Raw genomic sequence first — 15,903 nt, 5'->3', positions numbered from 1 at the left:
GGTGCGTACGCCGTCGACTCGCGCACGGCCATGCCGCGGCCGGACACATCGCCGTAAACCTCCCAGCGGATGCACCGGCCCGGGTGTGCGATCCGGCCACGCCGGAGCCCACATCCCCAACTCCTCCCGAATCGTTGGTCGAATCAGTGGCCCCGACCAGTTCCACTGCCTAACATCGATCACCGCAAGGCCTTGTGCACCGCCGCACAATCTCCTCGGGAGGCTCCCTTTGCACCGCCGCCGTCGCACCGCGCTCACCGTCTCCGCAGCAACTCTCGCCGCAGCGCCACTCCTCGCCGCCTGCGGCAGCCAGGCCCACCCCGGCGCGGCAGCCGTCGTGGACGGGGACCGGATCGCGGTGTCCACCGTTCAGGCCCAGGTGGCGGACGTGCGTGACGCACAAGGCGGCTCCAAGCAGGCTGCCCAGAGCGCCGACCAGTCCGGCCAGCTCGTCCGCGCCAAGCTGCACGGGATCATCCTGGACCGGGTCCTGGACCGGGCCTCGGCCGATGCCGGCGTCACCGTCAGCCGCGCCGAGATCCAGCAGATGCGGCAGTCGGCCGTCGCCCAGTACAAGGGGGAGAAGGGGCTGCGAGCCGCGGTGCTCCAGGAGCGCTGGATCTCCCCCGGCCAGATCAACGCCTTCCTGCGCGAGCAGATCCAGCTGACCAAGCTCTCCCAGGCACTCGGCGCCGACCCGTCCACCCCGGCCGGCACGAAGATCCTCGGCGACGCGCTGACGAAGGCGTCCAAGGCGTTGAAGGTCGAGGTCAACCCGCGCTACGGCACCTGGAACAACAAGCAGATCCAGCTCGCGGACTACAAGGCCCCCTGGATCAACCAGGTCACCAAGCCCGCCCAGGCGGCGGCGGAGGCCGGGGCGTAGCAGCGGCCGGGCGGCCGGGTAGATTCGCAGCGTGAACGCTGAAGACCCCGGCCGTATCGTCCTGCTCACCGCCAGCCACCGGGTCGCGCCCGGACTGCTGTCCTGGCCCGCCTGGCAGATGCTGCACGCCGCGGACCGGGTGCTCTGCGCCGAGCCCGGCCAGCCCCAGCTGCCGTACCTGCGCGAGGCGGGCATCACCGTCGAGCCGGCCGTGCCCGACGCGCAGGAGCTCGTCGGCGCCTGCGCCGGGGGCCGGACCGTGGTGGTGCTCAGCGGCGGCGAGGGGGACCAGCCACTGACCGACGGACTGGCCCGGCTGGCCGGTTCGGGGCGGGTGCAGATGCCGGACCTGGAGCTGCTGCCCGGTTCGTACGATCTGCCCGGTGCCCGGCTGCTGGATCTGGTGCAGGTCATGGACCGGGTCCGGATCGAGTGCCCCTGGACCTCGCAGAAGACCCACAAGGGCCTCGCCAAGTACGCCATCGAGGAGGCGTACGAACTCGTCGAGGCGATCGAGGACGGCACCCGCGAGGAGCTGCGCGAGGAGCTCGGCGACGTACTCCTCCAGGTCGTCTTCCACGCGCGCATCGCCGAGGAGGACGAGGAGGAGCCCTTCTCGGTGGACGACGTCGCCGCCACGCTCGTCGAGAAGCTGATCCACCGCCATCCGCACGTCTTCGGCGACGAGACCGCCGAGACCCCGCAGGACGTCCACGCGCACTGGCTGCGGACCAAGGCGATCGAGAAGCAGCGCGAGTCCGTCACCGACGGGGTGCCGCTCGGCCAGCCCGCCTTGGCCCTCGCGGCGAAGCTGGCCGGCCGGGTCCGTACCGCCGGACTCGACGTGCCGCTTCCCGAGGGCGAGGGCGACGGCATCGGCTACCGGCTCCTCGCCCTGGCCGTGAGCGCGCAGGAGAACGGCACCGACCCGGAGGCCGCCCTGCGGGCCGCGAGCCGCGCCTACCGGGACGCGATCAGGGTGGCGGAGGGCAACGGATAGCGCGGCGCAGGGCGACGGCGGGCCCGGCACAGGGCAACGGCTAACGTCGGGGGGTGAACGACAGCCCCGCCGATACGCCCGCCGACAGCCCAGCCGATGCGCCCGCCGACAGCCCAGCCGATACGCCCGCCGACAGCCCAGCCGATGCGCCCGCCGACACGCCCGAGCACGCTTCCGGAGCCGCCCCGACGCCCGCGCCCGCCGGCTGCCCCGCCCACGCGGCCGACGCCGAGGCCGTGCCGCCCGCCCCCGAACTCTTCACCTGGGAGTTCGCCACCGACCCCTACCCCGCGTACGCCTGGCTGCGCGAGCACAGCCCCGTGCACCGCACCACACTGCCCAGCGGGGTCGAGGCCTGGCTCGTCACCCGGTACGCGGACGCCAAGCAGGCCCTCGCCGACCCCCGGCTCTCCAAGAACCCGGCGCACCACGCCGAGCCGGCGCACGCCAAGGGCCGGACGGGCATCCCGGGCGAGCGCAAGGCGGAGCTGATGACGCATCTGCTGAACATCGACCCGCCCGACCACACCCGGCTGCGGCGTCTCGTGTCGAAGGCGTTCACGCCCCGGCGCATCGCGGAGTTCGCGCCGCGCGTGCAGGAGCTGACGGACCGCCTCATCGACTCCTTCGCCGAGAAGGGGGAGGCCGACCTCATCCACGAGTTCGCCTTCCCGCTCCCCATCTACGTGATCTGCGACCTGCTCGGTGTCCCGCGTGAGGACCAGGACGACTTCCGGGACTGGGCGGGCATGATGATCCGCCACGGCGGCGGCCCGCGCGGCGGGGTGGCCCGTTCCGTGAAGAAGATGCGCGGCTATCTCCTCGAACTGATCCACCGCAAGCGCGAGAACCCCGGGGACGACCTGATCTCGGGGCTGATCCGGGCGAGCGACGACGGCGAGCACCTGACGGAGAACGAGGCCGCCGCGATGGCCTTCATCCTTCTCTTCGCCGGGTTCGAGACGACCGTCAACCTCATCGGCAACGGCGTCCACACCCTGCTGGGACACCCCGAGCAGCGCGAGCGGCTCCAGCGGTCCCTGGCGGCAGGGGAGACGGAACTGCTGGCCACCGGCGTCGAGGAACTGCTGCGTTACGACGGCCCGGTGGAGCTGGCGACCTGGCGGTTCGCCACCGAGCCACTGACGATCGACGGGCAGCGGGTGGCCGAGGGAGACCCCGTGCTGGTGGTGCTGGCGGCCGCCGACCGGGACCCCGGACGCTTCGATGGCCCGGACACGCTGGACCTCTCGCGGCGTGACAATCAGCACCTCGGATACGGGCACGGCATCCATTACTGCCTGGGAGCACCGCTCGCCCGGCTGGAGGGGCAGGCCGCGCTCGCCACGTTGCTGAAACGCCTTCCGGACCTGCGACTTGCGGGGGAAGCTGCCGATTTGCGCTGGCGTGGCGGGCTCATCATGCGCGGACTGCGCACGCTCCCGGTGGAGTTCACTCCCGAGCCCGCTTCCGATGAGGGTGACGCTCTGTCAACTCTGTGACTTTTATGTGATCTCTGCTGCATCGACTTGTGACACACGTTCGAGTCCCGCTAGGTTCACCGTTCGACTCACCAGTCACTCGTCAGTTACACGGAAGGCATTCCCATGGGCTCCGCGAACGGCAGACACCGTCGCCCTCGGCAGGCACCCGCGATCGTCGTCGCCGCAGGCGTGACCGGCTCGGCCATCGCCATCCCACTGCTCGGCGCGGCCGGCGCGCACGCAGCCGACGCCTCGACCTGGGACCGGGTCGCCGAGTGCGAGAGCGGCGGCATGTGGAGCGCCGACCTCGGCAACGGCTTCTACGGCGGCCTGCAGTTCTCGCAGGATGTGTGGAAGTCGTACGGCGGCGATTCGTACGCCCCGCGCGCGGACCTGGCCAGCCGCTCGCAGCAGATCGCCGTGGCGGAGAAGGTCCTGGGCGACCAGGGGTCGAAGGCGTGGCCCAGTTGCGCGGTCATCTCCGGCCTCGTCGTGGACGGGTCCCTGCCGGGCGTCGACCCGGGCAGCGCCTCGTCCGCCGACACCTCCGAGAGTGCGGACCCGTCGTCGAGTGCCGATCCGTCGGCGAGCCGGGACCGGTCGGGCAGCGCGTCCAAGGGCGCGACCGACGCTCCGTCGGACGATGCCCCGTCGGCCGGCACCCCGTCGGACGACGCGACGGCGGACACGGCCGACCACGACCGTACGCCGGACGCCTCGGCCTCCCCGTCCGCCACGCCCTCGGCATCCGGCTCCTCCGGCGCGACCGGCTCCTCCGGCGCCCGGGAAGGGTCCGCCCCGGCCGGGGAGACGGGCGGCAAGCACCGCGGCGCCCCGGCCCCCGAGGGGACCGGCAGCGACCGGGACTCGGGGCGGCACGCCTCGCGCGGCGCCAGTGACGCACGCGACAAGGGGGCCCCGGTCGCCGACGGTACGTACACCGTCCGCCCCGGCGACAACCTCTGGGCGATTGCTGACGCACAGAAGCTTCCCGGCGGCTGGACGGAGCTGTACGAGGCCAACAAGGCGGAGGTCGGCTCCGACCCGGACCTCATCCTGCCTGGCCAGAGCCTCGATCTCGGTGTGAAGACCGACTGAGACCGACCGGGAACGGCCGCGGAATCGGTCTGATCAACAGCTGAAAGCACCTCAAATCTGGGGTACTTAAGAGGCCTATGTCCCACTTTTGACTAAGTGAGACATGGGTCTCTTTGCGTGAACTGGCGCGTCTTGTCCGGGAGCTCCCCCCGCATCCGTTCCGACCTGCGCAAACAGGTGTTCTTCAGATGCGAGTAAGGGCTGTTTATCCGGTATGTCCTTCTTTGAATGTGGGGGTGGCGTGTGTTTACGGTCGTAACCGCTCGCACCGCGGGCCCCGTCGATCGTCACGCCGAATCCTGCCGTCGGTCGAAGGGAACAGACGCGTAAAGCGCCGTAGGCAGGAGCGGGGGACCCAGGTAGGCGCCGGGTCCGATCGTCGCAAGACGCATCGGGAACGGCTTGGGGTTAAGTCGTGCGCTAGGACGTGCGACCGGGCAACTCACTTGGCCCGAACCCGACAGCTCACCTCGTAGGCGTCGGTGAGGAGAAGTCTCGATGCTGCTCAACAGCAAGGGCAACAAGCACCGTCGCCCGTCCAAGGCCGTCCGTCTCGTCACGCTCGCCGGTGTGGCCGGTGCCGCCATCGCCGTGCCCCTGATGGGTGCGACCGGCGCCTCCGCGGCCTCCGTGTCCACCTGGGACGCGGTCGCCCGGTGCGAGTCCGGCGGCAACTGGTCGATCAACACCGGCAACGGCTACTACGGCGGTCTGCAGTTCTCGCAGTCCAGCTGGGCCGCCGCCGGCGGTACGCAGTACGCGGCCCGCGCCGACCTGGCCAGCAAGTCCCAGCAGATCGCCGTGGCCGAGAAGCTCCTCGACATGCAGGGACCGGGCGCCTGGGGCTGCGCCGGCGCCGGCAACCTGCGCAACGACGGTGTCGACCCGGGCGTCGACACCGGCTCCACCGCCACCAAGACCGCCCCCAAGCAGCAGTCGGCTCCGGTCCAGCAGGCCGAGCCGAAGAAGGCCGAGCGCACCGAGGCCCCCGCCGCCTCCCGCTCGGACCGCGCGGCCACCCCTCAGGCCGAGCAGAAGAAGACCGTCACCACCCCGACCGGCGAGACGGTCAAGAAGGGTGACGGCGAGTACAAGGTCGTCGCCGGCGACTCGCTGAGCCAGATCGCGGCCGACCACAACGTCAAGGGCGGCTGGGAGCGGCTGTTCGAGCTGAACAAGGACATCGTCAAGGACGCCGACATGATCTTCCCGGGTCAGCAGCTCCACCTGGTGAAGTAATTCGGCACTCTCCTCGCTGAGCTCCCCGGCCCGGCCCGCACCTCCCCCCGTGCGTGCCGGGCCGGGGTTTTGCCGCTTCGGGGTGCGCCGGCTCCCGCGCCGATTGTTCAACTGTTGTAGTTACTGGTCGGTAGGTACCTGGACGTCTGCCCCGCTATGGGTGCCCTTGGGTCCTTTTTCGTCCCAGGGGGCGGGCGGGCGGCCGACTGAGAGGGCCGGGCCGGTTAGGCTCTTGTCGCAAGGCCAAAGTGACCCTGCACAACCAGCGTCATATCCCAGAAGGAGATGCCTCGTGCCGTCCATCGACGTCGTCGTAGCCCGGGAAATCCTCGACTCCCGGGGCAACCCCACGGTCGAGGTCGAGGTTGGGCTCGACGACGGCAGCACGGGTCGTGCTGCTGTTCCGTCCGGAGCCTCCACCGGTGCGTTCGAGGCCGTTGAGCTTCGCGACGGCGACCCCAACCGCTACCACGGAAAGGGCGTCGAGAAGGCCGTCCTCGCCGTGATCGAGCAGATCGGCCCGGAGCTCGTCGGCTACGACGCGACCGAGCAGCGGCTGATCGACCAGGCGATGTTCGACCTGGACGCCACCGAGAACAAGGGCTCGCTCGGCGCCAACGCCATCCTCGGCGTCTCGCTCGCCGTCGCCCACGCCGCGTCCGAGGCCTCGGACCTGCCGCTGTTCCGCTACCTCGGTGGCCCGAACGCGCACCTGCTGCCCGTCCCGATGATGAACATCCTCAACGGTGGGTCGCACGCCGACTCCAACGTGGACATCCAGGAGTTCATGATCGCCCCGATCGGCGCGGAGTCCTTCTCCGAGGCCCTGCGCTGGGGCGCCGAGGTCTACCACACGCTGAAGAAGGTCCTGAAGACCAAGGGCCTGTCCACCGGTCTCGGCGACGAGGGCGGCTTCGCGCCGAACCTGGAGTCGAACCGCGCCGCCCTCGACCTCATCCTTGAGGCCATCAAGGAGGCCGGTTACGCCCCGGGCAAGGACATCGCGCTCGCGCTCGACGTCGCCGCGTCCGAGTTCTACAAGGACGGCAAGTACGAGTTCGAGGGCAAGTCCCGCTCGGCCGCCGAGATGACCGAGTACTACGAGGAGCTCGTCTCCGCGTACCCGCTGGTCTCCATCGAGGACCCGCTGTACGAGGACGACTGGGCCGGCTGGAAGGTCATCACCGACAAGCTCGGCGCCAAGGTGCAGATCGTCGGCGACGACCTCTTCGTCACCAACCCGGAGCGCCTGGCCCGCGGCATCGAGGAGGGCTCCGCCAACGCCCTGCTCGTCAAGGTCAACCAGATCGGTTCGCTGACCGAGACCCTGGACGCCGTCGAGCTGGCCCAGCGCAGCGGCTTCAAGTGCATGATGTCCCACCGCTCCGGCGAGACCGAGGACGTCACCATCGCCGACCTCGCGGTCGCCGTGAACTGCGGCCAGATCAAGACCGGCGCCCCGGCCCGCTCGGACCGTGTCGCCAAGTACAACCAGCTGCTGCGCATCGAGGAGATCCTCGACGACGCCGCGGTGTACGCGGGCCGCTCGGCGTTCCCGCGCTTCAAGGGCTGACCCGTACGGCCGGCACGTACAGCAGGCGCGTCCGGCCGGCGCGTCCGGCACGGGCCGACAGGCCCGGCCGGGTCCGGCGCCCCGGCCTCCGTCCGTCCCCGCACTCGGTCCCGTACCGTGTGCGGGGACGGACGTGCGTAATGGGGAGGCGGAGACATGGCCGCGAAGGACCGGGACCGGTTCTCCACCGCGACCCGGCTGAGGCTGCTCGGTGAGCAGACCGCAGCCCGCGTCTACCGGTCCCAGAGCCGCCGTCAGGCGCGCCGCTCCCGCCTCACCGGCCGGGCGGCCTTCCTGGCCCTGGTGGTCTGCTCCCTGGTCGTCGCCCTCGCGTACCCGATGCGGCAGTACGTGTCGCAGCGCGACGAGATCGCCGACCAGGAGCGGCTCGCGCAGGAGGCCGAGGTGCGCACCGAGGAGCTGCGCGACGAGAAGGCGCGGCTCCAGGACGATGCGTACATCAAGCGGCTGGCCCGCGAGCATCTGCACTACCTTCTTCCGGGGGAGACCGGCTACACGGTGGTCGACCCCGACGCGGTCAAGGAGCGCAACGGAAAGCCGGAGGAGTCCGGCCGGCCGTGGCACTCCAATCTCTGGGACGGCGTCGACAGCGCCGACCGGGGCTGACCCGCTCCTCCTCGTTCGCATCCCCTCGTTCATCTGCGGAACCGCAGTTCAAGCAGCCCGATCAGAACCTAGGCAGGCATGGAAACGCCCCCTCCCCAGACCGAGTCCACCGCACCCACCGACGCGGACATCGCCGCGTTCCAGCAGCAGCTGGGGCGCCCGCCGCGCGGGCTGCGCGCCATCGCGCACCGCTGTCCGTGCGGAAACCCGGACGTGGTCGAGACGCAGCCCCGGCTGGAGGACGGTACGCCGTTCCCGACGACGTACTACCTGACGTGCCCGCGGGCGGCGTCCGCGATCGGCACGCTGGAGGCGAACGGGGTCATGCGCGAGATGACCGAGCGCCTCGGCACCGACCCCGAACTGGCCGCCGCGTACCGGGCCGCGCACGAGGACTACATCGCGCGGCGTGACGCCATCGAGGTGCTGGAGGGCTTCCCGAGCGCGGGGGGCATGCCGGACCGGGTGAAGTGCCTGCACGTACTCGTGGGGCACTCGCTGGCCGCGGGGCCGGGAGTGAACCCGCTGGGGGACGAGGCGATCGCGATGCTGCCGGAGTGGTGGCGCAAGGGGCCGTGCGTGTCGCCGTGCGGCGCGGCGCCGGACGAGGACTGACCGTTCCCCCCGGGGGCCGCGCCCCCGGACCCCGCTCCTCGGTCGCCGGAGGGGCATGAATCCGGAGGGGCATGAATGAGGAGTACTTCATGACGCGCGTGGCCGCCATCGACTGCGGTACCAACTCGATCCGTCTGCTGGTGGCCGATGCGGACCCCGCCACCGGGGAGCTCGTCGAGCTCGACCGGCGGATGGAGATCGTCCGGCTCGGGCAGGGCGTCGACCGGACCGGACGGCTCGCCCCCGAGGCGCTGGAGCGGACGTTCGCCGCCTGCCGGCAGTACGCGGCGGTGATCAAGGAGCACGGTGCGCAGAAGGTCCGCTTCGTCGCCACCTCCGCCTCCCGGGACGCCGAGAACCGGGACGACTTCGTCCGCGGTGTGCTGGACATCCTGGGCGTCGAGCCCGAGGTGATCAGCGGCGACCAGGAGGCGGCGTTCTCGTTCGACGGGGCCACCAAGGAGCTCGCCGGGCGCGACGACCTCGCGAAGCCGTATCTCGTCGTGGACATCGGCGGCGGCTCCACCGAGTTCGTCCTCGGCGACGACCGGGTGCGAGCCGCCCGGTCCGTGGACATCGGCTGCGTCCGGATGACCGAGCGCCATCTCGTCCGGGACGGCGCGGTGGTCGACCCGCCCACGCCCGCCGCGGTCGCCGGGCTCCGCGCGGACGTCGCCGCCGCCCTGGACCTGGCCGGGCAGAGCGTTCCGCTCACCGGGGCGGGCACGCTCGTGGGGCTCGCCGGCACGGTCACCACCGTGGCCGCGATCGCGCTGGGTCTGCACGAGTACGACTCCGCGGCGATCCACCACTCCCGGGTCTCCCTGGAGCAGGTCCGGGAGATCACCGGGCGGCTCCTCGCCTCGACCCACGCCGAGCGCGCCGCGATCGGCTCGATGCATCCGGGACGGGTCGACGTGATCGCCTCCGGGGCGCTGATCCTGCTGGCCGTCATGGAGCGGACCGGGGCCCACGAGGTCGTCGTCAGCGAGCACGACATCCTCGACGGGATCGGCTGGTCCATCGCGTAGCGCGCCCCCCGGGGCCCGCGCCCGTACAGCGCCCTCCTGGAGCCTCCGGGAGGGCCTTCGGGGGCCCGGTGCGGGGAGGTGCCGGAACGTTGCTCATACGCATTCCCGCCTGCACCTTTGAGACGCTGAGGGCCACCCGGGCGACCCCTTCCGAGACACGTCGCGACGAAGTTCGTGAACTTCTTCACAAGGAATTGCGCGCTTGGGGGCAGACTTCTGCTCCGTAAGCGCCCCGGGGAGGGTGTGCGGGGTCACTCGCGACGCGAACGGGACTGTTCCGGGTACGTTGCGGGAGGGTGAACCGGAGGGGTGGTCCACCCCGCCCGGCGGCTCAACGGCCAGCTCACAGGCGGTGAACAACGTTCACCGCAGCGGTGTGGTTCCCCTGCCGGGTCATGACCTGGGTCACGTGGGCGGCGGAGTGTAGCAGAGGGTGGCCCATACCTTGTGAAGGGGCTCACGAGCCCACCCCCCGAGAGGGGTGGATACTCGATGGCATGAGCACCACGGAGCGTCCCAGGATCCTCGTAGTAGGCGGTGGGTACGTAGGCCTGTACGCAGCTCGGCGCATTCTGAAGAAGATGCGCTACGGAGAGGCGACCGTCACGGTCGTCGACCCCCGGTCGTACATGACCTACCAGCCCTTCCTCCCCGAAGCTGCTGCCGGCAGCATCTCGCCCCGGCACGTCGTCGTCCCGCTGCGACGCGTTCTGCCGAAGGCCGAGGTCCTCACCGGCCGCGTCACGACCATTGACCAGGACCGCAAGGTCGCCACGGTCGCGCCGCTCGTCGGCGAGGCCTACGAGCTGCCCTTCGACTACCTGGTCATCGCGATGGGCGCCGTCTCGCGCACCTTCCCGATCCCCGGCCTGGCCGAACAGGGCATCGGTATGAAGGGCATCGAGGAGGCCATCGGCCTGCGCAACCACGTTCTCGAGCAGCTGGACCGGGCTGACTCGACGACCGATGAGGAGGTCCGCCGCAGGGCGCTCACCTTCGTCTTCGTGGGCGGCGGGTTCGCCGGTGCGGAGACCATCGGCGAGGTCGAGGACATGGCCCGCGACGCGGCGAAGTACTACACGAGCGTGAAGCGCGAGGACATGCGCTTCATCCTCGTTGACGCCGCCGACAAGATCCTTCCCGAGGTAGGCCCGAAGCTGGGCGTCTGGGGCCGGGAGCACCTGGAGTCCCGCGGTGTCGAGGTCTTCCTCTCGACCTCCATGGACTCCTGCGTCGACGGTCACGTGGTGCTGAAGAACGGGCTGGAGGTCGACTCCAACACCATCGTGTGGACGGCCGGCGTGAAGCCGAACCCGGCGCTGGCCCGCTTCGGCCTGCCGCTCGGTCCGCGCGGTCACGTGGACACCTCCGAGAAGCTCCAGGTGCAGGGCACCGACTACATCTGGGCCGCGGGCGACAACGCCCAGGTTCCGGACCTGGTCGGCCGCAAGGCCGGCAACCCGAACGCCTGGTGCCCGCCGAACGCCCAGCACGCGCTGCGTCAGGCCAAGGTCCTCGGCGACAACGTCATCTCCGGGATGCGCGGCTTCCCGCAGGCCGACTACAGCCACGCCAACAAGGGTGCGGTCGCCGGTCTGGGCCTGCACAAGGGCGTCGCGATGATCGTCGTCGGCAAGATGAAGATCAAGTTCAAGGGCCGCCTCGCCTGGTACATGCACCGTGGCTACCACGGCATGGCGATGCCGACCTGGAACCGCAAGATCCGGATCTTCGCCGACTGGACCCTCGCGATGTTCCTCAAGCGCGAGGTCGTCTCGCTCGGCGCCATGGAGACGCCGCGCGAGGAGTTCTACGAGGCCGCCAAGCCGGCCCCGGCACCCGCCGCCGCCCAGCCGGTGGGCGAGAAGGCCAAGGCCTCCTAGCGCGCACCCGGGACCGGAGGCCCAACACCTCCCGGTCCGCCCGCGGATACCCGTATCCGCGCAGAGCAGTCGCACGACGCCCGAAGGGGCCGTCCGCCATCCGTGGTGCGGGCGGCCCCTTCGGCGTATCGGGGCGTATCGGAGCGGGACGCGGCGCAGGGGGGCCGGACCCAGTGGCCCGGCGGATGCGTGGCCTGTGCAGCTATTTTGCCGTTCCATTGCGCGGTAGCGGGATGGCCGGGCCGCCGGACACTGTTGAGGGGGGTGTACCTCGCTGCGGCGCCAAACGGGTGCCGGGGCGTGGTCGGAGACATGTGTGGGCATGTCTGGGCACGTTGGGAAACACCATCACGGAGGTGTGCGCCATGGCAGACGCCGCGTTGCGGCTGACCGCTCTCGCCGAGGAGTTGCTGGGAGAACCCCTACCGGTCCGGATCCGGGCCTGGGACGGCAGCGAATCCGGTCCACCCGATGCCCCCGCCCTCGTCGTCAGGAACCGTCGCGCCCTGCGCCGGCTGCTGTGGAAGCCGGGCGAACTGGGCCTCGCCCGCGCCTGGGTGGCCGGGGAAATCGACATCGACGGCGATCTGTACGAGGCCCTGGACCTGATCGCCGGGCTGATCTGGGACCGCGGTGCGGAGGCGAAGGACAGCCTCCACCCGGTCCGCGACCCGAAACTGCGGGCAGCCGCCAAGGGGCTGCTGCAACTGGCCGGACCCTGGCCCCCGCCCCCTCCACCGCCGGAGGAGGTACGGCGCCGCGCCGGAGCCCTGCACACCAAGCGCCGCGACAAGGAGGCCATCAGCCACCACTACGACGTGGGCAATGACTTCTACGAACTGGTCCTCGGCCCGTCCATGGTCTACTCCTGCGCCTACTGGGAGGACGACGGGAACCTTGAGGACGCCCAGCGCGACAAGCTCGACCTGGTCTGCCGCAAGCTCGCGCTGAAGGAGGGCGACCGCCTCCTGGACGTCGGCTGCGGCTGGGGCTCCATGGCCATCCACGCGGCCCGCGACTACGGCGCCCGGGTCACCGGTGTGACCCTCTCCACCGAACAGGCCGCCTTCGCCAGGAAGCGCATCGCCGAAGAGGGACTGACCGACCGGATCGAGATCCGGGTCCAGGACTACCGGGACGTCAGGGACGGCCCGTACGACGCCATCTCCTCCATCGGCATGGCGGAACACGTCGGCTCGGTCCGCTACCGCGAGTACGCCGACGACCTCTACGCACTCCTCAAGCCCGGCGGGCGCCTCCTCAACCACCAGATCGCCCGCCGCCCGGAGAAGGACGAGACCGCGTACCACGTGGACGAGTTCATCGACGCCTATGTCTTCCCGGACGGCGAACTGGCTCCGCTCGGCCGGACCGTCGCGACCCTCGAAGAAGCCGGTTTCGAGGCCCGCGACGTCGAATCGCTCCGCGAGCACTACGCACTGACCCTGCGCCGCTGGGTCGCCAACCTGGAGAAGCACTGGGACCTCGCGGTGAGGATGACCTCGCCCGGCCGGGCCAGGGTCTGGCGGCTCTACATGGCCGCCTCCGCGCTCTCCTTCGAGCACAACAAGATCGGCGTCAACCAGATCCTGGCGGTCCGTCCGGCGCAGGGCGGTTCCGCCCGGATGCCGCTGCGCGCCCGCGACTGGAAGGCGTCCGCGACCGGCTGAGCGGTCCCCACCCGGCAGTCCCTGAGCCGGACGGACGCAGCGGAGGGCACAGAGGGCCGGTACCCGCGGTGGCGGGTACCGGCCCTCTGCCGTGTGCCGTGCGGCGCTACTCCGTCTTGATGGCCGTCAGCATGTTGAGCCTGGCGGCGCTGCGGGCCGGCCACATCGCGGCCAGCACCCCCACCAGCCCGGCCAGCAGCAGGAAGAGCGCGATCCGGCCCCACGGCACGACCAGCGCGTACTGCGGGATGTCGGACGACACGGTCTGCCCGATCGCCCAGCCGAGGAACAGGCCGAGCCCGATGCCGACCACCGCGCCGAACAGCGAGATGACCACGGCCTCCAGCCGGATCATGCGCTTGACCTTGCGCCGGTCCAGGCCGATCGCCCGCAGCATGCCGATCTCCTGCTGCCGTTCGAAGACCGACATGGCCAGGGTGTTGACGACCCCGAGCACCGCGATGATCAGGGCCATCGCCAGGAGCCCGTACATGATGTTCATCGCGAGGTTGATGGAGCCGCCGAACATGTCCCTGATGTCCTGACGGTCCATGACGCTCATGCCGGGGTTGTCACCCAGCGCGTCCACCACGGCCTGCTCGTTGGCCGCGCTCGCGCCGCCCTCCGTCTTCACCCAGATCTCGCGGATGTCCGCACGGCCCTCGTGCGGGGCCACGGTCTCGCGGGGGATCAGCACCTGCGACAGGAAGTCGTTGTCCTTGTAGAGCGCGCCGACCTTCAGGTTCTCCTTCTTGTGGTCGTCGTACGTGACCGGGACGCTGTCCCCGGTCTTCCAGCCGTTCGACTTCGCGGTCTTCTCCGAGACGGCGATCTCGCCGCTGCTCAGGGAGTCCATCGAGCCCGAGACGGTGTCGACGGCGAGGACCTTCTGCACATCACCGGGGGTGACGCCGGACGCCGAGAGCCCGGCGCCGCCGATCTCCAGCCAGACGGCCTGCTGGGGCGAGACCGCGGTGACGCCGTCGGCCTTCTCCAGGGCGGTGAGCGCCGACTCGTCGAGCGAGTCCCCGCTCGCCATCGACACCATGTAGTCGGCCTTGATGTTGTCCGTCGTCATCCGGTCGACCGCCTGGCCGAGGGTGACGCCGAGCACCGAGATGCCGGTGACGAGGGTGAGACCGATCGCCAGCGCGGAGGCGGTGGCCCCGGTGCGGCGCGGGTTGCGGACCGCGTTCTGTGCGGCGAGCTTGCCGGAGACCCCGAACAGCCGCTGCAGCAGCGGGCGGACCAGGGCGATCACCGGGCGGGACAGCAGCGGGATGAGGATGATGACGCCGATCAGCGCCAGGAAGGCACCGGCCGCGATGGCGAGCTGGGCATTCGTTCCGGACTGCGCCGCACCGGCGATGATCGCCGCCGCGCCGAGCAGGGTGATGACCGCGCCGATCGAGTTGCGCAGCACCAGGGACTTCACGGTGGCCACCGCGTGCATGCTGTTCATCGCCGCGACCGGCGGGATCTTCGCGGCCCGGCGGGCGGGCAGCCAGGCGGCCAGCACGGTGATCAGGACACCGACACCGAAGGCGGCGACGACCGTGGTCGGGGCGATCACCAGCGGACCGGCCGGGATCTTGCCGCCGATCAGGCTCATCGCGGACCGCAGCCCGGTGGCGAGACCGAGGCCCAGCACGAAGCCGACGACGGACGCGATCAGACCGACCACGGCGGCTTCGAGCAGCACCGAGCGCTTGACCTGGCGGCGCGAGGCACCGACGGCACGCAGCAGCGCCAGTTCCTTGGTGCGCTGGGCGACCAGCATGGTGAAGGTGTTGGCGATGAGGAAGATGCCGACGAAGAGGGCGATGCCCGCGAAGGCGAGGAGCAGCTTGTTGAGGCTGCTCAGCCCGGACTCGATCTGCTTGGCCTGCTCGTCGGCGAGCGCCTTGCCCGTCTTGGCCTCGGCGTCCTTGGGCAGCAGTGGCTTCACCGCGGTCAGGAGCTGCTGGTCGGATGCGCCGGGGGCGGCGGTGACGGAGGCGGTCTGGAACTCGCCGGGGCGCAGGAAGAGCTTCTGGGCGACGGGGGTGTCGAAGAGGACCAGGCTGCCGCCGGCGTTGACCGCGCCGTCCTCGGTGGTGAAGACCCCGGACAGGGTGTACTCCTTCACCGGTCCGTTGGTGGCGACCCGTACCTTGTCGCCGACCTTGTACTCGCCCTTCTTCGCGGTCTCCGCGTCCAGGGCGATCCGGCCGTCCGTGGTCGGGCCGGTGCCGTCGCTGAAGGCGTACTGCGCGTCCTTGCCGTCCTTGCCGGGGGCGAAGTTGGCACCGGTGTTGGACCAGCCGTTGCCGATGAGCTTGCCGCCGGGGTCGGCGACCCCGGCGAAGCCGGAGACCCGGCCGGTGGCGCTCTCCACGCCGTCCAGGCCCTGGATCTTCTTCAGGGTGGCGGCGTTGACGCCGGGCGTCTGCGCGTCGCGCTGGTCGGCGTGGGTGGTGACCGCGACGGCGACGTCGTCGTAGTTCTTCGCCGACTGGTTGCGGAAGGCGTTTCCGAGGGTGTCGGTGAAGACCAGAGTGCCGGAGACGAAGGCAACGCCGAGCATCACGGCGAGGACGGTCATCAGCAGCCTGGCCTTGTGCGAGAGCACATTGCGCAGGGCGGTACGGAACATGTCTGTCAGTCCTGGGATCGGGAGGGGTTCCGGACGGGGGGTCACTTGCGGGCCCCGGCAGCGGCCGGGGCCCGGCGTGTTGCGGCCCTCGGGGAGGGCCCGGGGCTCTCAGCCGGTACGGCCCCTGGACGGGGGCTCGGAGGTCAGCCGGGGCGGTCCCTG

12 protein-coding genes and 1 riboswitch are annotated in these 15,903 nt (G+C 70.6%); of the genes, 11 read left to right on the top strand and 1 reads right to left on the bottom strand.

All coding sequences use genetic code 11. The features are described from left to right. Positions 1–229 precede the first annotated feature (229 nt). The 11 genes from FHX80_RS10095 to FHX80_RS10045 all read left to right on the top strand — a co-directional run bounded on the left by FHX80_RS10095 (position 230) and on the right by FHX80_RS10045 (position 13,106). Entirely contained in the window at positions 230–886 is a 657-nt protein-coding gene (locus tag FHX80_RS10095) for a SurA N-terminal domain-containing protein (protein ID WP_145763890.1), read from the top strand. A 31-nt stretch (positions 887–917) separates the two neighbouring features. Beyond that, on the top strand, positions 918–1,886 hold the full coding sequence (locus tag FHX80_RS10090; protein WP_145763889.1) for a nucleoside triphosphate pyrophosphohydrolase: 969 nt from the start codon (positions 918–920) through the stop codon (positions 1,884–1,886). A gap of 236 nt (positions 1,887–2,122) precedes the next feature. Further along, the gene (locus tag FHX80_RS10085) at positions 2,123–3,388 is read left to right on the top strand and encodes a cytochrome P450 family protein (protein ID WP_145767191.1); all 1,266 of its coding nucleotides are present in this window, start codon (positions 2,123–2,125) and stop codon (positions 3,386–3,388) included. 105 nt (positions 3,389–3,493) lie between these two features. Continuing rightward, on the top strand, positions 3,494–4,468 hold the full coding sequence (locus tag FHX80_RS10080; protein ID WP_145763888.1) for a LysM peptidoglycan-binding domain-containing protein: 975 nt from the start codon (positions 3,494–3,496) through the stop codon (positions 4,466–4,468). A 322-nt stretch (positions 4,469–4,790) separates the two neighbouring features. Then, a riboswitch (cyclic di-AMP (ydaO/yuaA leader) is annotated at positions 4,791–4,962 on the top strand. Positions 4,963–4,966: 4 nt separating this feature from the next. Beyond that, entirely contained in the window at positions 4,967–5,707 is a 741-nt protein-coding gene (locus FHX80_RS10075; protein WP_145763887.1) for a transglycosylase family protein, read from the top strand. Positions 5,708–5,999: 292 nt separating this feature from the next. After that, the gene (eno, locus tag FHX80_RS10070) at positions 6,000–7,280 is read left to right on the top strand and encodes a phosphopyruvate hydratase (protein ID WP_145763886.1); all 1,281 of its coding nucleotides are present in this window, start codon (positions 6,000–6,002) and stop codon (positions 7,278–7,280) included. 156 nt (positions 7,281–7,436) lie between these two features. Continuing rightward, positions 7,437–7,907 (top strand): FtsB family cell division protein, encoded by a 471-nt coding sequence (locus FHX80_RS10065; protein WP_145763885.1) that lies wholly within the window; start codon positions 7,437–7,439, stop codon positions 7,905–7,907. A 78-nt stretch (positions 7,908–7,985) separates the two neighbouring features. Continuing rightward, a complete protein-coding gene (locus FHX80_RS10060; protein WP_145763884.1) occupies positions 7,986–8,522 on the top strand; it encodes a DUF501 domain-containing protein in 537 nt (178 codons plus the stop codon). A gap of 89 nt (positions 8,523–8,611) precedes the next feature. Then, positions 8,612–9,553 (top strand): Ppx/GppA phosphatase family protein, encoded by a 942-nt coding sequence (locus FHX80_RS10055; protein ID WP_145763883.1) that lies wholly within the window; start codon positions 8,612–8,614, stop codon positions 9,551–9,553. A gap of 497 nt (positions 9,554–10,050) precedes the next feature. Continuing rightward, entirely contained in the window at positions 10,051–11,436 is a 1,386-nt protein-coding gene (locus tag FHX80_RS10050) for an NAD(P)/FAD-dependent oxidoreductase (protein WP_145763882.1), read from the top strand. 365 nt (positions 11,437–11,801) lie between these two features. After that, positions 11,802–13,106: an SAM-dependent methyltransferase gene (locus tag FHX80_RS10045; RefSeq protein ID WP_145763881.1), complete on the top strand. Its 1,305-nt coding sequence runs from the start codon at positions 11,802–11,804 to the stop codon at positions 13,104–13,106. A 106-nt stretch (positions 13,107–13,212) separates the two neighbouring features. Here the strand turns inward: FHX80_RS10045 and FHX80_RS10040 are convergent, their stop codons facing one another. Further along, a complete protein-coding gene (locus FHX80_RS10040; protein WP_145763880.1) occupies positions 13,213–15,741 on the bottom strand; it encodes an ABC transporter permease in 2,529 nt (842 codons plus the stop codon). Positions 15,742–15,903 lie beyond the last annotated feature (162 nt).

It is taken from the genome of Streptomyces brevispora (assembly GCF_007829885.1).
GTDB lineage: Bacteria > Actinomycetota > Actinomycetes > Streptomycetales > Streptomycetaceae > Streptomyces > Streptomyces brevispora.
This window is presented reverse-complemented; position numbering and strand designations above follow the sequence as displayed.

Coding starts and splice junctions, on each gene's coding strand:
- FHX80_RS10055 (WP_145763883.1), top strand. CDS start 8,612: ATGACGCGCGTGGCCGCCATCGACTGCGGTACCAACTCGATCCGTCTG.
- FHX80_RS10065 (WP_145763885.1), top strand. CDS start 7,437: ATGGCCGCGAAGGACCGGGACCGGTTCTCCACCGCGACCCGGCTGAGG.
- FHX80_RS10075 (WP_145763887.1), top strand. CDS start 4,967: ATGCTGCTCAACAGCAAGGGCAACAAGCACCGTCGCCCGTCCAAGGCC.
- FHX80_RS10040 (WP_145763880.1), bottom strand. CDS start 15,741: ATGTTCCGTACCGCCCTGCGCAATGTGCTCTCGCACAAGGCCAGGCTG.
- FHX80_RS10080 (WP_145763888.1), top strand. CDS start 3,494: ATGGGCTCCGCGAACGGCAGACACCGTCGCCCTCGGCAGGCACCCGCG.
- FHX80_RS10060 (WP_145763884.1), top strand. CDS start 7,986: ATGGAAACGCCCCCTCCCCAGACCGAGTCCACCGCACCCACCGACGCG.
- FHX80_RS10045 (WP_145763881.1), top strand. CDS start 11,802: ATGGCAGACGCCGCGTTGCGGCTGACCGCTCTCGCCGAGGAGTTGCTG.
- FHX80_RS10050 (WP_145763882.1), top strand. CDS start 10,051: ATGAGCACCACGGAGCGTCCCAGGATCCTCGTAGTAGGCGGTGGGTAC.